Annotated in this window: 16 protein-coding genes; 9 read left to right on the top strand and 7 right to left on the bottom strand. The window is 61.2% G+C overall.

Annotated features, from left to right (window positions below; translation table 11 throughout):
* Positions 1-86: 86 nt before the first annotated feature.
* From VFO93_RS17480 to VFO93_RS17450, 7 genes are all read right to left on the bottom strand, one after another.
* Positions 87-1040, bottom strand: a complete 954-nt coding sequence (locus tag VFO93_RS17480) for a glycoside hydrolase family 43 protein (RefSeq protein ID WP_325135668.1) — start codon at positions 1038-1040, stop codon at positions 87-89.
* Between the two features lie 153 nt (positions 1041-1193).
* Positions 1194-2483, bottom strand: a complete 1290-nt coding sequence (locus VFO93_RS17475) for a family 43 glycosylhydrolase (protein ID WP_325135667.1) — start codon at positions 2481-2483, stop codon at positions 1194-1196.
* 130 nt (positions 2484-2613) lie between these two features.
* Positions 2614-4179 (bottom strand): glycoside hydrolase 43 family protein, encoded by a 1566-nt coding sequence (locus tag VFO93_RS17470; protein ID WP_414653601.1) that lies wholly within the window; start codon positions 4177-4179, stop codon positions 2614-2616.
* Between the two features lie 382 nt (positions 4180-4561).
* Complete coding sequence (locus VFO93_RS17465; RefSeq protein WP_325135665.1) at positions 4562-4939, bottom strand: heavy metal-associated domain-containing protein; 378 nt, start codon at positions 4937-4939, stop codon at positions 4562-4564.
* A gap of 147 nt (positions 4940-5086) precedes the next feature.
* Entirely contained in the window at positions 5087-7426 is a 2340-nt protein-coding gene (locus VFO93_RS17460; RefSeq protein WP_325135664.1) for a TonB-dependent receptor, read from the bottom strand.
* Positions 7427-7504: 78 nt separating this feature from the next.
* A complete protein-coding gene (locus tag VFO93_RS17455) occupies positions 7505-7966 on the bottom strand; it encodes a hypothetical protein (protein ID WP_325135662.1) in 462 nt (153 codons plus the stop codon).
* Between the two features lie 197 nt (positions 7967-8163).
* Positions 8164-9156, bottom strand: coding sequence for an SGNH/GDSL hydrolase family protein (locus tag VFO93_RS17450; protein ID WP_325135661.1), 993 nt, complete (start codon positions 9154-9156; stop codon positions 8164-8166).
* A 399-nt stretch (positions 9157-9555) separates the two neighbouring features.
* Here VFO93_RS17450 and mraZ point away from each other — a divergent pair, with 399 nt between their 5' ends.
* The 9 genes from mraZ (at position 9556) to murG (ending at position 21418) form a co-directional block, all read left to right on the top strand.
* Entirely contained in the window at positions 9556-10038 is a 483-nt protein-coding gene (mraZ, locus tag VFO93_RS17445) for a division/cell wall cluster transcriptional repressor MraZ (protein WP_325135660.1), read from the top strand.
* Positions 10035-10985 carry a 16S rRNA (cytosine(1402)-N(4))-methyltransferase RsmH gene (rsmH, locus tag VFO93_RS17440; RefSeq protein ID WP_325135659.1) on the top strand — a complete coding sequence of 317 codons (951 nt, stop codon included), beginning with the start codon at positions 10035-10037 and terminating at the stop codon, positions 10983-10985. The genes mraZ and rsmH overlap by 4 nt, the downstream gene beginning before the upstream one ends.
* Positions 10986-10989: 4 nt before the next feature.
* Entirely contained in the window at positions 10990-11937 is a 948-nt protein-coding gene (locus VFO93_RS17435; protein ID WP_325135658.1) for an FtsL-like putative cell division protein, read from the top strand.
* Entirely contained in the window at positions 11921-14425 is a 2505-nt protein-coding gene (locus VFO93_RS17430) for a penicillin-binding protein (RefSeq protein WP_325135657.1), read from the top strand. The genes VFO93_RS17435 and VFO93_RS17430 overlap by 17 nt, the downstream gene beginning before the upstream one ends.
* A 158-nt stretch (positions 14426-14583) precedes the next feature.
* Positions 14584-16056, top strand: a complete 1473-nt coding sequence (locus tag VFO93_RS17425) for a UDP-N-acetylmuramoyl-L-alanyl-D-glutamate--2,6-diaminopimelate ligase (RefSeq protein ID WP_325135656.1) — start codon at positions 14584-14586, stop codon at positions 16054-16056.
* A gap of 196 nt (positions 16057-16252) precedes the next feature.
* The gene (gene mraY / locus VFO93_RS17420; RefSeq protein ID WP_325135655.1) at positions 16253-17473 is read left to right on the top strand and encodes a phospho-N-acetylmuramoyl-pentapeptide-transferase; all 1221 of its coding nucleotides are present in this window, start codon (positions 16253-16255) and stop codon (positions 17471-17473) included.
* A gap of 87 nt (positions 17474-17560) precedes the next feature.
* A complete protein-coding gene (gene murD / locus VFO93_RS17415; protein WP_325135654.1) occupies positions 17561-18919 on the top strand; it encodes a UDP-N-acetylmuramoyl-L-alanine--D-glutamate ligase in 1359 nt (452 codons plus the stop codon).
* An 84-nt stretch (positions 18920-19003) separates the two neighbouring features.
* Positions 19004-20206, top strand: coding sequence for an FtsW/RodA/SpoVE family cell cycle protein (locus tag VFO93_RS17410; RefSeq protein WP_325135653.1), 1203 nt, complete (start codon positions 19004-19006; stop codon positions 20204-20206).
* Between the two features lie 123 nt (positions 20207-20329).
* A complete protein-coding gene (gene murG / locus VFO93_RS17405) occupies positions 20330-21418 on the top strand; it encodes an undecaprenyldiphospho-muramoylpentapeptide beta-N-acetylglucosaminyltransferase (protein ID WP_325135652.1) in 1089 nt (362 codons plus the stop codon).
* Positions 21419-21454 lie beyond the last annotated feature (36 nt).

Below are 21454 nucleotides of genomic sequence, written 5' to 3'. Positions count from 1 at the left end.
GGTGCGATAGAGATGCTTCGACTCCGCTGCGCTCCGCTCAGCATGACGGTTTAGCAAGGTAGCTTTCTGTTGCAGAGTAACTGAGCTTACTTCACCGGCTTCACGCCTTCGGTGGTTTGCACAATTTTCTGGATGGTACCGTCGGCGTTGTATTTCAGGTAGTCCACGCAGATGGAGCGGCGGTAGCTGCCGCCGGTGGGCAGGGCCCCGTTGTGGTAGAAAAAGTACGATTTGCCCTTGTAATCGATGATGCCGGGGTGCGTGGTGAAGCTATTGGGCACGTTTTCCTGAATGATGCCCTGGTACGTCCACGGGCCAGTGGCGGTGGGCGCGGTGCAGTATTCTATCATTTCGGGCTTGGTGCCCGCGCTGGCGTACACGAGGTAGTAGAGCTTCTTGCGCTTGTACACCCAGGGGCCTTCGATGTAATTTTTGGGCGTGAAGGTGGTGATGGGGCCGGCCAGCTCGGTCATGTTATCCTTCAGCTTCACCCACTTGCAGCTACCGTTGCCCCAGTAGAGGTACGCCTGCTTATCGTCGTCCACGAAAACGGTGGGGTCGATATCATCCCAGGCATGTGGCTTGTCTTTGGTCATTTCATTGACCACGAGCGCTTTGCCGATGGCGTCCTTAAACGGCCCCATGGGCCGGTCCGATACCGCCACGCCGATGGCCGCGCCGCCTTGGCTGTCGGCGTTTTTCTTGTGAAAGGTCGAGACAAACCAGTAAAACTTCCCTTTGTGGTCCACGCACTGCGCCGCGTAAGCGTCGCCGGTGGCCCAGGCAAACGTCCGGGGCGAGAGGCGCGTGCCGTAGTCCTTCCAATGCACCATGTCGGTAGTGGAGTAGATGCGCCAGTCGGGCATCTTGTAATTGGTTTCGCTCACCGAGGCCGTGTCGTGCCCGGTGTAGAGAAACAGCGTATCGCGGTACACCAGCGGCGCCGGGTCAGCCGTGAACACGTCCCTGATAATCGGATTCTGTGCCTGAAGCTGGCTGCAAACGATTAGCGATAGTAAGGTGAGAAACAGGTTTTTCATGGAAGATATCCTAGGTATGGGACCGGCAAGCTGTCAATTAGCGCAGGCTTAGGTGTTAGGGGGTAGAGACGCCTAGTGGCGTCTCGTCGTTATTCGGCTTGCCTGACGTGAGACGCCAGTAGGCGTCTCTACCCCTAACGCCACAGCACTATCTTACTCAAATTTCACCCAATCAAGCTCGACGGACGTGTTGGTTTTTAGCGCTGCTACCAGCGCGTGCGTGCCGGGTTTGAAAGCAGTCAGGGGTACTTTAATTTCCCGCCACTGGCCACCTTTCGGCACGGCCACTTGGGCCACTACCGGGCCAGCGGGCCCATCGAGCTGTAGTTGCACGGTTGCCGCATCGGTAGCGCGCGCGCGCAGCGTAGCGGTTTTAAGCACCTGCTTGCCAAAGGCTACGCCATTATATTGCACCCAGCTTTGGTTGTTGGCGAGCACGGTTTTCCAGCCCTGAAATTTGTTCAGCGTATCGAGAAATGCGATGGACGCACCGGAGCCAAGCCGGCTGTAGCGGTCGAGCTGAATTTTTTGCCGGGCGTCCGTCAAGCCCACGCCGCGCAGGGTGGGCGTTACTTTCTGAATGCTGCCATCGGGCCGGAAAAACAGGCTATCCATGCGAATAGAGCGGTTTTTGTCGAAGGCCGGCGACAAATCATTGTGGTGATAAAACAAGTACCACTGATTTTTGAACTGTGCGATGGACTGATGATTGGTCCAGCAGCCAGTGGGCGACTCGTCCATGATGACACCCGCTACCTTGAAGGGGCCGAGTGGGCTGCGGCTGGTAGCGTATTCGAGGCGCTCGGTTTTGTTGGCTACGTGCGGGTAGGTGAGGTAGTACGTGCCCTGGCGCTCAAACAAATAAGGCCCTTCCTTGAGACCCTTGGTAGGCAGCTCGCCGAGCGTTTGGGGGGCGGAAGCCAGTTCCAGCATATTCTCCTTGAGCTTGGCCCCGTAGATGTGGCCCTGCGACCAGTAGAGGTAGGCCTGCCCGTCTTTGTCGATAAACACGTTAGGGTCAATGCCATGCACCTGCGCGATGGGTTGCGCCTGCGGTACAAACGGCCCCGTGGGGCGGTCGGCCACCGCCACCCCGATGGCGAAGCCCTTGCCCATCGTGGTGTCGCGCGGGGTAGTAGGGAAGTAGAAGTAGTACTTGCCGTTGCGAAAAACGCAGTCGGGCGCCCACATGCTGTAGCTGTTGGGCTTGACCCAGGGCACCTTATTCTGAGTTACAATCACGCCGTGGTCGGTCCAGTCGGTAAGGTTGGCCGACGAAAAAACGTGGTAGTCCTCCATGCAAAACCAGCCCACGCGCCCGCGCCCCGGCCCGCACGGAATATCGTGCGATGGATATACGTAGACCCTGTCGCCAAATACCCGCGCCGAGGGGTCGGCCGTGAATTGATTGGTGATAAAAGGGTTTTGCGCATTAGCCGCCATGGTAATAACGGCGGATAATGCGCTTGCCAGGTATAGTGATTTTGTTTTAGACATTCGATTGATAAGAAATAATCTGAAGCCTCTCGCGGCTATAACTTGTCATTGCTTCGCTTCGGTCTTAATGATAGTTTTATTTGATTGTGAAATAATCAAAATCCGCATAGCCGCCCACACTCTTCGTCGCATAATTGAAAAGCCCGAAGCGATACCCCATAAAATGCGGTAAGGTATAAGCCATCTTTAACGGCTTACCAATTGGTTGCCATTTTTTACCGTCGAGGCTGTAATAGAAATTAGCGATATCCTTACGTTCGGTAAAATCACAATCGGCTTTAAAATAAACTGTGTTTTGCGCAAGCGAAATGCGCTGCATTTCCACCGGTCTTTCCGATTCTGCGCTAACCATCACAATCGCTTTAGCACCGTTACGGTACTCCACGCCCACGAGCCCGTAGCGCTTTTGCAACAGCGCCAGGCCGGCGAAGTCGCCTTCCTTCAGGTGGCTGACATCGAGCGCGGTAGCGCCCGAGCAAGTTGGGCCGATAGTGCGCTGGGTCAGCGTGTTGCGGGCCAGTGAGAAGGAGGTATCGACGCGCCCGGTTTTGAGGCGTAGGTAGCCCTTGCGGTCGTTGAGCGACCAGAGGGCATTATCGGGGTTGTGGTTCCACTGCCACACCAGTGGTAGGGCGGGCGCGCCGGGGCGGCGGCTGAAATCGTCAGAGGCGACGAGGCTGGGGATGAGACCTTTGCTGGCGGGCAGGGGTAGGGTTTGGGGCACCTTGCCGGCGGTGCCGAGCACGGGCCAGCCGGCCTCCCAGGTCACGGGTACCAGGTAGGGAATGCGGCCCACCGCGCCAAAATCGCGGAACAGGTAGGAGTACCACTTGCCATCAGGCGTGTCGATGAGGCCGCCCTGCGCCACGCCCAGGTCTTGCAGCGCCACCCGGCCTTCGTAGGGGCCAAACAGGCTTTTAGCCTTGTGAATCACCACGGTACGCATGCCGCCCTTGGGCCACGCGATGTTGAAAAGGTAGTAGCTGCCGTTGATTTTGAACAGCTGCGAGCCTTCGGCGGGCAGGCCAACGGGCTCGCCGGCCGGGGCGCTGGCATTCTCGATAAGCACCTGCTCGGTCGCACCCGGCTTCACGCCCGAGGCGTCGGCGGTCAGCTCTATTATCCGCAGCTTGCCGCCGCCAAATACCATGTATACGCGCCCGTCGTCCTCAAAAAACAGCGAATGGTCGTGGAAGGAGGGCTTGAAAGACGCTACTTTCCAAGGGCCTTTTTCAATGTCGCGGGTCGAGTAGACGTAGGTTTTGCCGGTAGTCTGGGCGAAGGTCGAAACGTAATAAGTGCCCTTGTGAAAGCGCAGGCTGCTGGCCCACGAGCCCCGGCCATACGTGCTTTTGCCGTTGGTAAGATTTAATTCGTCTTTGCTGGCCAGCGTATCGTAGGCATAATTAATCAAATGCCAATTAATTAAATCTTTCGATTTCATAATGGGTACGCCGGGACTCATGTGCATGGTCGTACTACTCATGTAGTAGGTGTCGCCCACGCGAATCATAGCCATATCCGGTACATCGGCGAAAATGATAGGGTTTTGGGCCTGCTTTACTTGCGCGATTGCGGGCGCGGCAATACCAAACGCGCAGCTTAGCGCCAGAAATAAAGCGTTTCTTTTTAGGTTAATCATCATGTGGGAATTCCGAAGTAGAAACGTCTGAATTTTAGTTGAAAAACAAGCAGCCGCCCGCCTGACCTAAGCCGGAGACAACCAGTTGGCCCAGCAGCGGCTAAAGCAGAGTAACCTGCGCGGCACCAGCAGTAGCAATCAGAACCCTACGCCACTGCAAGCCGAAAAGCTTTTCCTGCCTTGCTGCTGCTCCAAACAAACTACTGGCGCAGCCGCAGGGTAGCCCACTAAAGTATTGCCGCTGCCCGGGCGCAACACCTACCGATAGGTATTGCGCCGGAAATGGCTGGGGCAGGTAGCAAAAAAATGGCCGCTCAAACGAGCGGCCATCTACACATCCACAAAATCTGTTTTATCCGTTAAAATCCGCTTAATCTGCGGTCTAGTGCGTCTCGTTGGTTTTCTTGCAGCACTCGGGCAGGCGGTCGTAGGCGCGGGCGTCGGCGGTAGCTTGGTCGGCGTCGTAGCCGGTTTTTTGCACGGCGGTGCGCAGGGCGGCGGGGGTGGTTTTGGCCGGGTTGTAGGTCACGGTCAGCATTTTGCTGGCTACGTCGAGGTGGGCAGCCTGCACACCTTTTTCGTAGGCCAGGCTCTTTTCAAGGCGCGCCTTGCACATGTCGCACACGGCCGAGGTCTTAAACTGAATTTGCTCGCCACCTTTCTTAGCGGCCGTGGCGGCAGCCACCGGAGCAGTTTGGGCAAAGGCGGCCGAGCCACTGACGCTCAGCAAAGTGAGCAAAGAGAATGCAAAAGCTTTCATAAAAAGAGAAACAGCTAAAATTGAACAATAAGTGCCAGGCAACAACGGAAGCCAGCAAAGCCAAAAGCCGGGCCAACCCGAAAGCTAGCCAGCCTGCGCAGCAGGCGTATCCGTTAAATCCTGAAAATCCGTTTGAATCTGCGGTCTTTACTCGATGCGGTACCGTAGCCCGGCATACGTCAGCCGGCCATACACTGGCCCCCACACCATAGCCGCGTCGAAGCCCGCGCTGAAGGGCGTGGCCGCGTTCTGAATAGGGTCGGGCTGGCGGTAGTTGGTGAGGTTTTCGACTCCCACGTACACATCCAGGCGCTTGAAGGCGCGGGTGAGTTGCGCATTGAGCGCGGCGTAACGCGGGGCGTATTCGAGGCCCGAAGTGCCGGTGCCGTGGGCGTGGCCCACGTTGCTGCCATCGGCGGGCAGGTGGGCCAGCGGGCGCTGCCCGAACCACTGCACCGTGAAATCGCCGCGCCACTTGTCGAAGGCCGAGGCGTAGCCCAGGTTCAGGAAAGCGCGGTGCTGGGGCGTGAGCGGCTTGGGCAGCAGCTGGTCGGCGTAGGTGCTTTGCACGTCGAGCCACTTGTAGGCGGCTTTCACCTGCAAGCCCTTGGCGGGCTCGGCCTGAATTTCGGCCTGCGCGCTGCGGGCGTAGGAGCGCGCGCCGGGCGTCAGGTTGTCGAGGATAATGTACTGCGGGCTGGTGTACATGTCGGCCACCAGCTGGTTTTGGAAAGTAGTGTGATAGTAGTCAGCCACAAACGTAGCCGGCCGCCCCAGCAACTGGAAGTACTGCGTGACGGAGCCACCCAGGTTCCAGGCCGTTTCGGGTAGCAGGTTGGGGGCGAGGTAAAACTCGCGGGCGCTGGCCAGCATAGCCGCGTTGTCGGCAATGGGGTTGGGCACGCGCAGGCCGCGCCCGGCCGAGAGGCGCAGCGCGGTAGCCGGCCGCAGGTCGTACTTAAGGTTGAAGCGCGGCGTCACCTGCCAGCCGTAGAGGTTGTGGTAGTCGGTGCGCAGGCCGAGCACGGCCGTGAGGTTGCGCGAGTTGTTGTAGGTGTACTCGGCAAACGCGCCGGGCACGCGCTCGGTGCGGGCGCGGTTTTCGCGGGCCGCGACGATTTCGGGCGTGTCGGTCGAGTACACGCGGCCGGTGCCCAGGTGCTCGCGGTAGTCGTCGTAGAGGAAGCTCAGGCCAGCCCGGTACACGTGCATGGTATTCTGGATAACGCTCTGGAACAGCAGCGTAGCCTGCCCGGTGTTCTGGTGGCCGTTGTACACGCGCGGGCCGGTATCCTGCTTAAAGGAGTAAATCGACTTGAAATCGTGGCTCGTGCCGTTCACCAGCAAGCCCAGGCTCTGAAACGGCCGCCCCGGCCAGGTGTAGGACGTGCGCGCCTGCGCCGTGTAGCGATTGGTGGCCTGCGTTGTACCGTAGGCGGTGCGGTAGGCATCGGGAGCGTCTTCGCGGAAGCTGAGTTGTCCGCCCTGCCTGGTTTCGCGCAGCGCGCCCAGGCCCAGCTCCAGCACCAAGCCCTTGCCCGACATATACTTAACCTTGTCGTAGCCATTGAACTGCGTGGCCAGCGGAAGGTCCAGGAAGCCGTCGTTGTTGCGGTCCACGCGGTTGCCGAGGTGGTCGTTGTGCAGCAGCAGCACGTTGCTCCACTTCTTGTTGAAGCGCTGCGAGGCGATGGCGTTCAGGTCAAATTTGCCGAGGTCGTTGACGTAGGCGTTGAGCAGCAGCTGGTCGGTTTTGTCGGGCTCCTTGAGCTGCACATTTACCTGCCCCGAGATGCCTTCGTAGCCATTCACCACCGAGCCGGTGCCCTTAATGATGTCAATCGAGCCTATCCACGGCCCGGCCAGGTAGCCCAGCCGGTAGGGGGCCGACAGCCCGCGCAAGGCCGGCTGGTTGTCGATGGTTAGCAGCGAGTAAGCGCCATCCAGCCCCAGCAATTGAATCTGCTTGGCCCCGCTCACCGCGTCGGCGGTGCTCACCTCCACGGCGGCGTTGGTTTCAAAGCTCTCGGCCAGGTTGCAGCACGCCGACTTGGTGAGGTCGCGGGCGCTGATGGTCTGCATGTTGTCCACTGCCTTGGCCGAGTAAGCGGGCGGGCGGCCGGTTACTTTTACCTCGCCCAGCGCCGCCCCGCCGCGCAGATTCACCCGCAAATAAGGCGCGGTAGAGCCGGCGGGCACCGCCACGGTATCGGCCGCGTAGCCCGCTGCGCTCACGATAATCCGGTGGCTAACCTGCGCCGGAAACGGCAGCACAAACGTGCCCGCCGCATCGGTGGCGGTAGTGGGGCCGGTGGCCCCGGCCGGCAGCAGCCAGCGCACCACCGCGCCGGGCAGCGGCCCGGCTGCGCCGCCCGTTTCGCGGACTTCGCCGCGCACGGCCGCGCCGCTTTGGGCGTAACCCAGCAGCGGCAGGCCGCAAAAAGACAGTAATAAGAAGCGCGGAGTCAATCCGCCAATAGGTCGCATATACGTCGCAAATTAGTGATTTCTAAAGAATAAATGGCCCGCCCAGCCCAGCTGGATTGGCCTTTCTCTTGAAATCGACTAGACGACGAGCGTGCAAACGAACGTGAGTAATACCCGCCCCGCCTTGGGTACGCCAGGTGGCGACGAGTTGGCCGCCGTGCCCACGGCTACGGCGGCAGCCAGCGGGGGCGCAGCGGGCAGCCCCGCCCACACGGGCGCGGGTAGCAGGGCCGGGGGCAGCAGGTGCGGCGCGTCGGGCAGCCATTTGGCCGGGCCGTGGTCGGCGCTTTGGGCGTTGAGCTTGTGCTGCGAGTGGCTCACGTCGCAGCAGCCGCTGGTGCGGCGCTTGCAGGGGCGCTTGGTTTTGCTGGCCGCCGCGTCATCCTGGTCGGCGTGTGCCAAACCCGGCAAACTCAGCGTGACCGTGCTGCGCCCGCTGATGCGGCAGCGATGCCGCTCGGCCGTGAGCCCCACCGAGGTGGCGAGTACCAGCAGCGCCAGCAAGGCGCTCAGCAAACGGTGGGGGAGGGGGCGTGGCATCGGGGGCAAAAATACAACTGCCGCTGGGTGTGGACGGTGTAGGTTGCGGCGGAGGTGTAAAATTTGGCGGGTTCGAAGTGCGCCTTTGCGTTTTGGCTCGTCGCTCGTGAACCTCACCCCCTAGCCCCCTCTCCAAAAAAGAGGGGGGACTAGCTTCTAGCCTTAGTTTCTAGCTGCAAGCTTTTTAGACCTCGAATCTAGTTCCCCCTCTTTTTTGGAGAGGGGGCTAGGGGGTGAGGTTCACGCCCCGCCCGCATCTGCTCATACGCCAGCTTTTGCAGCCGCACGGCCACCGGCGGCGCGATACCCAGCGCCCCGGCCGCCTGCTCCTGCGCGCCGAGCCGGCGCGGGTCGTAGCCGGTTATTTCGGCTAGTAGCACGCAGGCGTTCAGGTAGGCGCCGTAGATGCTAGGGTGGTAGTGGTCGCGGCCCCAGAGGTCGACTTTGCCCGCGTCAATGCCGTCGTAAGGGTTGGCGTCGGCCACGCCGGTTTTCACGGCGCGCAGCCAGGCGTCGCCGGCCGGAGCCACGCCCGCGAAGCGTCCGTTTTGGGCGGCCTCGCGGTAGTAGGCGGCGTGTAGGTCGCGGGTCATCGAGTCGAGGGGTAGGCCCGAGTAGCCTTTGCCAGCGGGATAGGTTTGGTCGGCCCGCGCCCAGGTCTGGTATAGGTACACCCGCGTGGTGGGGTTGGCTTGATGCACGGCCTGCTCCAGCCGGGTAGCGTACTCGTAGAAGCGCGCCGGCTGGCCGCCGTGGCGCGCGGGCACCGGGCCGGTGCTGTAGTCGTGTAGCACCACTTTGTCCCACTTCGGCTGCTGAATTATGGCCAGCGCGCTGTCGTAGTGAAATTTCAGCGTCTGCCCGCTGATGGCCTCCAGGTGCACCTCGTAGGGCAGGCCGGCCTCATCGGCGAGCTTCTTGAAGATGCCCGGGATGCCGCCCCACGGGCCTTCCTCGTGCTCGTACTGGCGGCGGCGCTGCCCGCTGCGGGTGGGCTTGAAATTCTCGTCGGTGACATTCTCCTTGTTATAGCTCAGCACCGGCTGAAACGCGCCGTGAAAGAAGCTGTTGCCGATAAACAGGATGGTTTGGGGCCAGGCTGGTATAGCGGGTTTCTGGGCCAGCGCGGGCAGGCTGAGTAGGGAGCCGGCCAGGGCCAGCCAGCGGGGGAGCGGGTGGGAAAGCTTCATCAGGCGACTACAAGGTTGGTGGGGTCAGTGCAAATAAACGATTGTCAGCCCTTCATTACCTCTCCCTGCAGTAGCAACCGTTTTCGGGTAAATTTTACAGGCGAGGAACAGCATGCAACAAGGGCCGACTACTTACAATGCAACATTGTTTCGCCAATAAAACGCCCGAATTTTTTCAGGCCGTCGGCTCGAATTGCTCGGCTTGTATCTCTTCAACGCACCGTTTTAGGTAGCAACAACGTTGCATATTGTCGAAAAAGTGCTTTTTTAGCCTGCTAGAGCCATTCTTTGCGCAGCGCAGGAACGTGGGAGGAAGTGGTAGAAAGTGGTGGGCTTTTTAAAAGCAACCGTACTTTTGTTGTTCAGCCCGCGCCGCTCCCGGCCGCTCCTTTTCCTCCTATGGCCACCTCCTTCACCGGCGAATACGACTGTAAGCTCGACCCCAAGGGGCGGCTCGTGCTGCCCGCCAAGGTGAAGGCGGCGCTGCCCCCCGACGATGCGCAGCAGCTAGTGTTGGTGCGCGGCCTCGACCCCTGCCTAGTCATCTACCCGCGCTCGGCCTGGAAAGTCATTGAGGACAAAGTGACCGCCCTCGACGAGTTCAACGAGGAGTACCGGCAGTTTCAGCGCAATTTTATGCGGGGTATGACCGAGGTCGAGCTTGATAGCATTGGCCGGTTTTTGCTGCCCGGCACCATGCGTCGCTACGCCGGCCTCGACAAAGACGCCGTGATAGTGGGCATCGGCAACCGCTGCGAAATCTGGAACCCCGACCGCTACGACGACTACCTGATTAAAGACAGCGGCGAGTTTTCGAAGCTGGCGCAGAAGTTCTTATCCGTTTCACCAGACACGCCGGGCGCGCCGGCCCCCGCCCTATGAGCCAGCTCGCCGCCCGCCCCAACGATACCGCCTACCACCGCCCCGTAATGCTGGCCGAATGCCTCGACGCGCTCGACCTCCAGCCCGGCGGCCGCTACGTCGATGTTACCTTCGGCGGCGGCGGCCACTCGGCCCGCATTCTGGAGCAATTAACTGAGGGGCATTTGTATAGCTTTGACCAGGACGATGCCGCCGAGCGCGAAGCGCAGGCGCTGGCCCGGCCGCAGTTCACCTTCGTGCGGGCCAATTTTCGGCACCTCACCGCCGAGTTGGCCCAGCGCGACGCGCTGCCCGTCGATGGCCTGCTGGCCGATTTGGGCGTGTCGTCGCACCAATTTGACACGGCCGGCCGGGGCTTTAGCACCCGCTTCGATGGCCCGCTTGATATGCGGATGAACCCTGAGGACGCCACCGCGCCTACCGCCGCCGACGTGCTCAACGACTACGACGAGGCCGCGCTGCACCGCATTTTTGGTATGTACGGCGAGGTGACTAATGCCCGCACACTGGCCGCTACTGTGGTGCAGTCCCGGCGGCAGCGCCCGCTGCGCACCATTCAGGAGCTCAAGCAGGCCATTCAGCCCGTAACGGCGCGCGGGAAAGAAAATAAATACCTGGCGCAAGTATTTCAGGCTCTGCGTATTGAGGTAAACGACGAGCTGACGGCCTTGCAGGAAATGCTGGTGCAAACCGCCCAGGTACTGCGCCCCGGTGGCCGGCTGGTCGTGATGAGCTACCACTCGCTGGAAGACCGGCTGGTGAAGAATTTTCTGAGTCAGGGCAAGTTTTTCGGCCAGGCCGAAAAGGACTTGTTTGGCCGCACCAGCCTGCCCTTCGAGGCGCTCACACGCAAGCCCATCGAGGCCTCAGCCGACGAGATTGCCCTCAATAGCCGCGCTCGCAGCGCCAAGCTGCGCGTCGGCGTTCGTACCTCTATTCCCGCGTAAGCTCATGGCCGTCAATACCATTCGCCCCGGTGCCGGCCCCGCGCCCCGCGCCAACGTTCCCCGGCCGGTGGTCCCGCCCGCCGGCCCCGAAAATCTGCCGGTAGCGGCCGTGCCGGAGCCGGCCCCCGCCCCCGTCGCCCCGCCACCCGCCCCGGCTCCCGAAAAGCCCGCTGCCGCGCCGCGCCGCAAGCCCGCCCCCGAGCCCTACGACGATGGCCAGCCGCTGTCGTCGCCGGGCTCAACGTGGAGCTTGTTTTCGCTGCTCGACCGCTTTACCGGGCTCGACAGCTTATTTGAGGAAGGGCTGCCGGTCAAGTATTTGCCTAAGCTGCTGTTTGTGATGCTGCTCACGCTGCTATACATCGGCAACACGCACTACGGCAACCGGATGAACCGTAATATTCAGCGCCTCAAGCTGGAAACCGAAGACCTGCGCGCCGACTACACCACGCTGTCGTCGGACTACATGGAGGCCAGCAAGCAGAGCGAAGTAGCCCGCAAAGTGGCCGCTATCGGCCTGATTGAGAGCTCGTCGCCGCCCTTCCGCATTGTGGTGCCGGCCGGCCACCTCGATGGGGCCGAGCTCGAAACCATGCCCGTGCTCACCGCCGACACCTTAGCCGCCCGCGCCGTGCGCGACTCGCTCGCCGCGCAGCGCGCCGACTCGCTACGCGGGCGCATCCGGCAGCAGGCTACCGGGGCGGCCGACCCCGCCGAGCACGAGGCTGGCCCACCGCCGCCTGGCCCGGCCGAAGATGTTGAAGATGAGGCTACTGCTTCGAGTGCGCCCGTCGAGTTGGCGGCCCGCCACCGGGCCGTTGTGCCGAACGAGAGCCCAAAAAAGTCTAAGCCGGTACAAAAGAAGAAGGAGGGAACTCGCATTACACCAACCAAGTCAGCTTCAGCACCTAAGAATTCTAAAAAACCTGCTACCCATGAAAGGAAGCGTTAAGAAATCCATCGTCACGCGGGTGCGGCTGGCATTTCTGGGCGTGGCCGTTTTTTCGGGGGCCATCGCCTGGAAAATCTCGCACATCCAGTATCAGGAAGGGGCCAAGTGGCGCGCTCTAGAGCAGGAGCGCCGCATCAGCTACCAGGCGGTGCCGGCCACGCGGGGCAACATTTTCGCCAGCGATGGCAAGAGCATCATGGCTACTTCGCTGCCCTTCTACCGGGTGGCCTGGGACCCCGGCGTGGTCGACAGGGAGCTATTCAGAAGCAAAGTAGATTCGCTGGCGGCCAACCTGGCGCACTTTTTTGGCGACCGCAGTAAAGAAGAATACAAGCGGCGTCTCACCGATGCCTACAACGCCAAGGAACCGGCGGTGCGCTACATCCGGCTGAACTCGCGGCAGATTAACTTTCAGGAAAAGAAGGAGTTTGCCAGCTGGCCCATCTTTCGGGCCAAGCGCAAGGGCGGTGTTATTTTCGAGAAGGTTGACAAGCGCTTCCGGCCGTTTGGCGGGCTGGCGCAGCGCACGGTGGGCTTCGTGAACGAAGACAAAAATGGCGCGGGGCTGGAGTTTACCTTTCAGCAAAAGCTGGCCGGGCGGCCCGGCGAGGCGCTCTACGAGCGCGTGCCGGGCGGCATGAAGCCGGTGTACGACGGCTCCGAAATCAAGCCGCAGCCAGGATTCGACATCAAGACGACGCTCGACATCAACTTGCAGGATGGGGCCGAGGATGCGCTGTATAAAGCGCTGGTGGCCAACGATGCCCAGTACGGTTGCGCCATCCTGATGGAGGTGCAAACCGGCGAAATCAAGGCCGTGGCCAACCTGGGCCGGGCCAGCGACGGCACTTATAAGGAAGATTACAACTACGCCTTTGCCGACCAGGGCCGCACCGAGCCGGGCTCGACGTTTAAGCTGGCTTCGATGATGGCCCTGCTGGAGGCGCACCCCGAAATCCAACTCGATGACATCGTGGATACCGGCAACGGGCGTATGCTCATCGGCGGGGCCGTGAAAACGGACACGCACGGCTACGGCCGCATCACGGTGCAGCAGGTGTTTGAGAAGTCGTCGAACATCGGCGTGGCCAAGCTGATAAACGAGTATTTCAACGCTAACCCCTCGGCCTACGCCAACTACCTCAAGCGCTTCGGGCTGCCCAAGCCGCTGGGTTTCCAGATGGCCGGCGAGGCGCTGCCCTACATCAAAGACCCCAAGGACCGGACCTGGAGCCGCACTTCGCTCACGACGATGTGCATTGGGTACGAGCTGAAAATCGCGCCGCTGCAAACGCTGGCTTTTTACAACGCCGTGGCTAATGATGGGGTGAAGGTGCAGCCGATTATCGTGAAGGAAATCAAGCAGGCCGACCAGGTTTTAGAGCAATTCGAAGCCCCGGTGCTGAACGAGAAAATCTGCTCGAAAGAAACGTTGCGCAAGCTGCGCGCCATGATGGAAGGCGTGGTGGTGAACGGCACGGCGCGGGCCATCCGGCCCAAGGACTACAGCATCGCGGGCAAAACGGGCACAGCCTGGAAGTTTAAAAACGGCCACTACACGCGCACGTATTCGACCAGCTTCTGCGGGTTTTTTCCGGCCGATAAGCCCAAGTATAGCTGCATCGTGGTCATCGACTCGCCGAGCAAGGGCGGGTGGTCGGGGGCCGAGGTAGCGGCCCCGGTATTCCGCGACATTGCCGACCGCTGCATGGCCCGCGACCAGGCCAGCCAGCGGCCCATGCTGGCGCGGGTGCCCGCCCACCGCGCGCCCGCGCCGCTGGTGCGCGCCGGCGTGCAGGATGAGATAGCCCTCGTCTGCCAGCGTATTGGCTTACCCGCCAGCACCCAGGCCACTGGCGGCGAAGAATGGGTGCGCGCCACCCGCGCCGTGGACACGGCCTCGGTGACGCGCGCCGTGGCCGTGGTGCCCAACAAAACCGTGACCCGCGCCGGCCGCATGCCCGACGCCCGCGGCCTGACCTTGCGCGACGCGCTGTTCTTGCTCGAAAATCGGGGCCTGCGCGTGCAAGCCAGCGGCACCGGCCGCGTGCGCGAGCAGGCCATCGCGCCCGGCGAGCGCGTGCAGCGCGGCACGGTAGTGCGCCTGGCCTTGCAACCCACTGCTACTACTGCCGCCGCGCCGCTGCCGCTGCCCGAGCCCGAGCACACCGAGATAGCCGAAAACACGCTGCTCGTGCCCGCCGAAATGGATGGCCGCACGGCTAAACCTGCCAAGGTGAGCAAGCCCGCAACACCTGCTAAATCGACTATCGGCAAGGGTAAGGAAAAAGCCGCTGGCGCGAAGGAAACCGGCCGGAGTTCGACCGATAAAAATAAGTCGAAAGACAAGCCAGCTAAAACCACCGCACCTAAAACCAAGCCTGATAAACCGACGCCTAAGCCCCGGCGCACGCCGCCGGCTGACATTCGCACCACGCAGCGCGGCGATGCGCGGCCTGCGGCTGACAAACCGCGCCGCGTTTCTTAATTAGAGTTGATTGGTAGATAAAATTAGAAAACACGTTTGTCATGCTGAGCGCAGCGAAGCATCTCTACCGCTTCATCCAGACTGCGCAACGAGGCGATAGAGATGCTTCGCTGCGCTCAGCATGACTCGTCTTGCATAGCTAACAGCTTAAACCATACATGAATCTTCCGCTCTTTTCCCTGCTCACCGAGGTGAACGTGCTCGCGCAGCACGGCAATCCCGACGTGCCCGTTGGCGGCCTCACGCTCGACTCGCGGCAGGCGGGGCCGGGGCAGCTATTTTGCGCCCTGCGCGGCACCGCCACCGATGGGCACAAGTTTATCGGCAAGGCCGTGGAGCTGGGCGCGGCTGTGGTTATCTGCGAAGAATTGCCGGCTGAGCTGAACCCGGCCACTACCTACGTGCAAGTGGCCGACTCGGCCGCCGCGCTCGGGCCGGTGGCCAGCGCATTTTATGGGCATCCGTCGCGCCAGCTGCAACTGGTGGGCGTGACGGGCACCAACGGCAAAACGACTTGCGCGACGCTCTTGCACAAGCTGTTGCGCGAGCTGGGCTACCACTGCGGCCTGCTGAGCACGGTGCAAAACCAGATTGACGAAACCGTTATCCCGAGCACCCACACCACGCCCGACGCCATCCGGCTCAATGAGCTGCTGGCGCGCATGGTGCGCGAGGGCTGCACCCACGCTTGCATGGAGGTGAGCAGCCACGCCGTGGCGCAGCATCGCATTGGGGGCCTGCGCTTTGCGGGCGGCGTGTTTACCAATCTCACGCACGACCACCTCGACTACCACGGCACGTTTGACAGCTACCTGAAAGCTAAAAAAGGCTTTTTCGACGCGCTGCCCCGCACGGCCTTCGCCCTCACCAATGCCGACGACAAGCGCGGCCCGGTAATGCTGCAAAACACCGCCGCCCGCCGCGCTACCTACTCGCTGCGGACGGCGGCCGACTTCCGCGCGCGGCTGGTAGATAACGAGCTGCACGGCCTGCACCTCGACATTGACGGCCGCGAGGTGCAGTTCCGGCTCATCGGTATTTTCAACGCCTATAACCTGTTGGCCGTGTACGGCGCGGCCGTGCTGCTGGGCGAGGATGCCACCGAGGCCCTCACCATCCTCTCGGGCCTCACCACCGCGCCCGGCCGCTTCGAGCCCGTGACGGTGCCCGGCCAGGCCATCACCGGCCTCGTGGACTACGCCCACACGCCCGACGCGCTCGAAAACGTGCTCCAAACCTTGCAGCAGACGCGCCGGCCCGAGCAGCGCATCATCACGGTAGTAGGCTGCGGCGGCAACCGCGACGCGGCCAAGCGCCCCATCATGGCGCGCCTCGCCGCGCAACTGTCCGACCAGGTGATTCTCACCGCCGACAACCCCCGCGACGAAGACCCGCAGGCCATCATCGACCAGATGCAGGCCGGCCTCACGCCGCCCGCCGATGCTCACGTGCAGCAGCTACCCGACCGCCGCGAAGCCATCCGCGCCGCCGTGGCCCTGGCCCGCCCCGGCGACCTCGTGCTGGTGGCCGGCAAAGGCCACGAAACTTACCAGGAAATTAAGGGCGTGAAATCGCCTTTTGATGATAGAGAAGAATTGCGCGCTGCCCTGGCGCAGCGCCTCACCCCCTAGCCCCCTCTCCGAAAAGGAGAGGGGGAACTAGCTCTAGTTTTCTAGCTGCTAGTTTTTATAGTTTCTTATACAAGATTTTAACATATAGCCTGTTACTTCATAGAGAAAACTAGTAGCTAGAAAACTAGAGCTAGTTCCCCCTCTCCTTTTCGGAGAGGGGGCTAGGGGGTGAGGCGCTGCGCCATAACGACCAAATATGCTGTACTACCTCTTTCGCTACCTCCACGAACACTACCACTTGCCCGGCGTGGGCGTGTTTCAGTACACCACGTTTCGGGCGGCGCTGGCCGTGGTGACGTCGCTGCTCATCGCCCAGATTTTCGGGGGCCGGCTCATCGGCGTGCTTCAGCGCAAGCAGGTGGGCGAAACCATTCGCGACCTGGGCCTGCAAGGGCAAAGCGAGAAAAAAGGTACGCCCACGATGGGTGGCCTCATCATTTTGCTGGCCATTCTGGTGCCGGTGCTGCTGTTTGCGCGGCTGCGCAACATCTACATTATCCTGATGCTGCTGAGCACGGTTTGGCTCGGGCTGATTGGGTTTCTGGACGACTACATCAAGGTTTTCCTGAAGAACAAAGAGGGCCTGAGCGGACGCTTTAAAATACTGGGTCAGATAGGGTTGGGCCTCACCGTGGGCTGGGTGCTCTACTACAGCAACGAGGTGACGGTGCGCGAATACCTGCTGCCCAACGGCACGCACTCGATGGTAGATGCCAGCAAGGCGTGGCGCGATATTCACCTGGCGGTTACCACCGTGCCGTTCATGAAAAACAACGAGCTGAACTACGGCGACTTGTTTGCCAACGCGCAGTTCGTGTTCAAGCAGTTCTACGGGCTGCTGTACATTCCGCTGGTTATCGTCATCATCACGGCCGTGAGCAACGGGGCCAACATCACCGACGGCCTCGACGGGCTGGCGGCGGGCACGTCGGCCATTATTGGCATCACGCTGGCCATTTTTGCCTTTGTGAGTGGTAATGCGCTACTGGCTGACTACCTGGATGTTATGTTTATTCCTGATTCCAGCGAGCTGGTAATTTTCTGTACGGCTTTCGTGGGGGCGTGCATCGGGTTTTTGTGGTACAATTCGTACCCGGCGCAGGTGTTCATGGGCGACACGGGCTCGCTGGCGCTGGGCGGCATCATTGCGGTGCTGGCGCTCATCGTGCGCAAAGAGCTGCTTATTCCGGTGCTGTGCGGGGTATTTTTGATTGAGAACCTGTCGGTTATCGTGCAGGTGAGCTGGTTTAAATACACCAAGCGCAAGTATGGCGAGGGCCGCCGCCTGCTCCGCATGTCGCCGCTGCACCACCACTACCAGAAGCTGGGCTACCACGAATCCAAGATTGTGTCGCGGTTCTGGATTGTGGGCATTATGCTGGCGACTATTACGCTGGTAACGTTGAAGTTGCGGTAATAAATGTAGGGTAAGCTTTAGCTTGCCAGTCGATTGCAAAGTAAACAACCACGAAAAGGCAAGCTAAAGCTTACCCTACACAAACCCATGAACATCGTCATCCTCGGAGCTGCGGAAAGTGGCGTAGGCGCCGCCCTGTTGGCGCAAGCCAAAGGCCACGCCGTGTTCGTGTCCGACCGGGGCGCGATACAGCCCGATTACAAGCAAAAGCTTACGCAAGCGGGCATTGAATTCGAGGAAAACCAGCACACGCTGGAGCGCGTGCTGCTAGCCGACGAGGCAATAAAAAGCCCCGGCATCCCGGAGAAAGCGCCGGTAATCAAAGCCCTGCGGGAAAAGCAGACGCCGATTATCTCCGAAATCGAATTTGCCAGCCGCTACACGCAGGCGCGCTTCATCGCCATCACGGGCACCAACGGTAAGACCACGACCACGCTACTCACCTATCACCTGCTGAAGGAGGCGGGCTACAACGTGGGTTTGGCTGGCAACATCGGCTACTCGCTGGCCGAGCAAGTGATTGAAAATAAGTTCGATTACTACGTGCTGGAGCTAAGCAGCTTCCAGCTCGATGATATCGATTATTTCCAGCCCTGGATTGCGGTGCTGCTCAACATCACGCCCGACCACCTGGACCGCTACAACTACTCGCTCGACGAGTACGCGCTGGCCAAGCTGCGCCTCGTGCGCAACCAGGACAGTAGCAGCTACTTCATCTACAACGCCGATGATGAGGTAATTGAGCGCAATTTCATGGCGGCGCTACGGCCCATGCAGCAGCTGCCGTTCAGCCTGCACCACCGGCCCGACTTCAAGCTGGCCGGCTACTACGAATCCGAAAACCTGCTGAAGCTGGATTTGCGGCCGGGCTACCGCGACGACAACTGCGAGGAGCTGAGTACCGCCAACTCGCCGCTCATCGGCGAGCACAACCGCCAAAACGTGCTGGCCGCCGTGCTCGCCGCCCGCGTGGCCGGCGTGGGCACGGCGCAGCTAGAGCAGGCGCTCGGCTCGTTCCACAACGCTGACCACCGCTTGCAGCCGGTGCGCGAGGTGGGCGAGGTAACGTACATCAACGACAGCAAAGCCACCAACGTGGAGGCCGCCTGGTACGCCCTGGATGGCATAAAAAGCCCCATCGTGTGGATAGCCGGCGGCACCGATAAGGGCAACGACTACGCGCCCTTGCAGCCCCTGGCCGAGCAAAAAGTGAAGGCGCTCATCTGCCTCGGCGTGGACAATGCCAAGCTGCGCGCCGCGTTCGGAAGCTACGTGCCGCACCTCGAAGAAACCCAGAACATGGCCGACGCCGTGCAGCGCGCCGCCGCCCTAGCCGCCCCCGGCGACGTGGTGTTGCTCTCGCCCTGCTGCGCCAGCTTCGACCTGTTTAAAAACTACGAAGACCGCGGCCGGCAATTCGCCGCCGCAGTAAACGCCCTGCCCTAACGCGGCAAAAGCCAAAAAACGGCTAGCCAGCCCGCGCAGCAGGCGTATCCGTTAAATCTTAAAAATCCGTTTGAATCTGCGGTCATGGAACAGACTATTCGACTTGGCTGGCTTCAGCGCAATCTCAAAGGCGACCCCATTTTGTGGGCTATCGTCATCCTGTTTTCAGTTATCAGCGTGGCGGTGGTGTACTCGGCCACCGGCACGCTGGCCTATCGGCAGGAGCTGCACGGGCGCGGCGGCTCGGTGGAGATGATTGCCATTAAGCACACGGCCCTGATACTGGCCGGCCTGGGCTTGATGTGGCTGGCGCACCGCATCGACTACCGGCACTATTCGCGGCTATCGCTCTACGCGCTGCTGCTATCGGTGCCGCTGCTGCTGTACACGTATTTCTTCGGCGGCACTACGCTCAATGACGCTTCGCGCTGGCTTACGATTCCGGTTATCAACCAAACGTTTCAGCCTTCCGACCTGGCCAAGCTGGCGCTCATCACGCACCTGGCGAGTATGCTCAGCCGGCGGCAGCAGCACATCAGCGACTTCTGGAACACGCTGTTCCCGGTGATGCTGTGGATTGGGGTTATCTGCGGGCTCATCATTTTGTCGAACGCCTCTACGGCGTTGCTGCTTTTTCTGACTTGCTTGCTGCTCATGTTTATTGGCCGCGTGCCGCTCAAGCACATGCTGCTGATGGTGGCCATCGGTGTGAGTCTGGGCGGAATAGGTTTGGTAGCCGGGCAGCGCTGGAAGACGTTTCAATCGCGCATCTCGACCTTCTCCGATGCCAAAAAAGAGCTGTCGTTCCAGTCGCAACACGCCCACATTGCCATTGCTACGGGCGGCGTGAGCGGCAAAGGCCCCGGCAAAAGCACCGAGCGCAACATCCTGCCGCACCCGTATTCCGACTTTATCTACGCCATTATTATCGAGGAATACGGCATGATTGGCGGGCTGTTCGTGCTGTTTCTCTACCTCGCCTTTCTGTATCGAGGGCTCAAAACGGTGATGAATAGTCACGGCGCGTTTGGGGGGTTGTTGTCGGCGGGGCTGTGTTTCAGTCTGGTCTTGCAGGCGATGGTGAATATGGGCGTGGCCGTGGGCCTGGGGCCGGTAACGGGCCTGCCGCTGCCGCTGCTAAGCATGGGCGGCACCTCGCTCATTTTCACGGGCCTGAGCATCGGTATCATCCTGGCCGTGAGCCGGGGGGAGCGCGAAATCCGGCCGATGGTGGGCGAGCCCGCCGACACACCCCGCAAACCCAGCCAGCGAGCGGCGTATGCGTAGGTGTTAGCGGGTGTAGAGACGCATCCTTGCGTCTCGTCGTTGCTGAGCCCACCTGACGTGAGACGCAAGGATGCGTCTCTACATGCTGATTTAAAAATGCGCTACTAACGAATAATTAACGTAATGAAATTCATCATCTCCGGAGGCGGCACGGGCGGGCACATTTTTCCGGCCGTGGCCATTGCCAATGAAATCCGCCGGCGCGAGCCGACGGCCGAAATCCTCTTCGTAGGAGCGAGCGGGCGCATGGAGATGACGCGCGTGCCCGAGGCCGGCTACGAGATTGTGGGCTTGGATATCACCGGCTTGCAGCGTCGCCTCACGCCGCAAAATCTCCTGTTTCCGGTGCGGGTGTTTCGGTCGGTGCGCAAGGCGGGCAAGCTCATCGAGCAGTTTCGGCCCGACGCCGTGGTGGGCGTGGGCGGCTACGCCTCGGCCCCGGTGCTGCTGGCGGCTACCTCGCGCGGTATTCCGAGCTTGATTCAGGAGCAAAATTCCTACGCGGGCTTGGTAAACAAGCTGCTCGCGCGGCGCGTGAGTAGAATCTGCGTGGCTTACGATGGCATGGAAAAATTCTTTCCGGTCGATAAGCTGGTGCTAACCGGCAACCCCGTGCGCGCCGAAATTACCAGCGGTAGCCGGGCCGAAGCGCAAGCCTTTTTCAACCTCGACCCAGGCAAGAAAACGCTGCTCGTCGTCGGTGGCAGCCTCGGCGCGCGCACCCTCAACCTGGCCACCGCCGCCGCCCTGCCGCGCCTGCGCGAAGCCGACGTGCAGCTGCTCTGGCAAACCGGCAAGCTGTACTACCCCGAGGCGCAGCAGCAGGCCGCGCCCTACGCCGCCGACCACCTGCACGCGCTCGAATTTATCAAGCGCATGGACCTGGCCTACGCGGCCGCCGACGTGGTTATCAGCCGGGCCGGGGCGCTCTCGGTATCCGAGCTTTCGCTCACCGGCAAGGCCGCCGTGCTGGTGCCCTCGCCCAACGTGGCCGAAGACCACCAAACCAAAAACGCCCTCTCGTTGGTGAGCAAAGGTGCGGCGGTGCTCATCACCGACGAGCACGCCGCCGAGCGCCTCTACGACGAAACCCTGCGCCTGCTCGCCGACCCCGCGCGCCAGCAGCAGCTCGGCCAGCGCGTGCACGAGTTGGGCCGGCCCGAGGCTACGAAAGCTATTGTGGATGAGCTGTTCAGTATTTTGAAAAAGTAGTAATTATCGTGCTGAGCGCAGCAACCGTCATGCTGA

The sequence above is a fragment of the Hymenobacter sp. genome (genome assembly GCF_035709525.1).
Classification (GTDB): Bacteria; Bacteroidota; Bacteroidia; order Cytophagales; family Hymenobacteraceae; genus Hymenobacter.
The sequence above is the reverse complement of the archived record's forward strand: the minus strand, read 5'-3'. Positions and strand labels throughout refer to the sequence as shown.

Bases quoted from the DNA above. Each gene is read 5' to 3' on its own strand.
- murG (WP_325135652.1), top strand. From the start codon at position 20,330: ATGAAATTCATCATCTCCGGAGGCGGCACGGGCGGGCACATTTTTCCG.
- murD (WP_325135654.1), top strand. From the start codon at position 17,561: ATGAACATCGTCATCCTCGGAGCTGCGGAAAGTGGCGTAGGCGCCGCC.
- VFO93_RS17435 (WP_325135658.1), top strand. From the start codon at position 10,990: ATGGCCGTCAATACCATTCGCCCCGGTGCCGGCCCCGCGCCCCGCGCC.
- VFO93_RS17425 (WP_325135656.1), top strand. From the start codon at position 14,584: ATGAATCTTCCGCTCTTTTCCCTGCTCACCGAGGTGAACGTGCTCGCG.
- VFO93_RS17410 (WP_325135653.1), top strand. From the start codon at position 19,004: ATGGAACAGACTATTCGACTTGGCTGGCTTCAGCGCAATCTCAAAGGC.
- VFO93_RS17460 (WP_325135664.1), bottom strand. From the start codon at position 7,426: ATGCGACCTATTGGCGGATTGACTCCGCGCTTCTTATTACTGTCTTTT.
- VFO93_RS17450 (WP_325135661.1), bottom strand. From the start codon at position 9,156: ATGAAGCTTTCCCACCCGCTCCCCCGCTGGCTGGCCCTGGCCGGCTCC.
- mraY (WP_325135655.1), top strand. From the start codon at position 16,253: ATGCTGTACTACCTCTTTCGCTACCTCCACGAACACTACCACTTGCCC.
- VFO93_RS17475 (WP_325135667.1), bottom strand. From the start codon at position 2,483: ATGGCGGCTAATGCGCAAAACCCTTTTATCACCAATCAATTCACGGCC.
- VFO93_RS17470 (WP_414653601.1), bottom strand. From the start codon at position 4,179: ATGATTAACCTAAAAAGAAACGCTTTATTTCTGGCGCTAAGCTGCGCG.
- VFO93_RS17465 (WP_325135665.1), bottom strand. From the start codon at position 4,939: ATGAAAGCTTTTGCATTCTCTTTGCTCACTTTGCTGAGCGTCAGTGGC.
- VFO93_RS17430 (WP_325135657.1), top strand. From the start codon at position 11,921: ATGAAAGGAAGCGTTAAGAAATCCATCGTCACGCGGGTGCGGCTGGCA.
- VFO93_RS17455 (WP_325135662.1), bottom strand. From the start codon at position 7,966: ATGCCACGCCCCCTCCCCCACCGTTTGCTGAGCGCCTTGCTGGCGCTG.
- VFO93_RS17480 (WP_325135668.1), bottom strand. From the start codon at position 1,040: ATGAAAAACCTGTTTCTCACCTTACTATCGCTAATCGTTTGCAGCCAG.
- rsmH (WP_325135659.1), top strand. From the start codon at position 10,035: ATGAGCCAGCTCGCCGCCCGCCCCAACGATACCGCCTACCACCGCCCC.
- mraZ (WP_325135660.1), top strand. From the start codon at position 9,556: ATGGCCACCTCCTTCACCGGCGAATACGACTGTAAGCTCGACCCCAAG.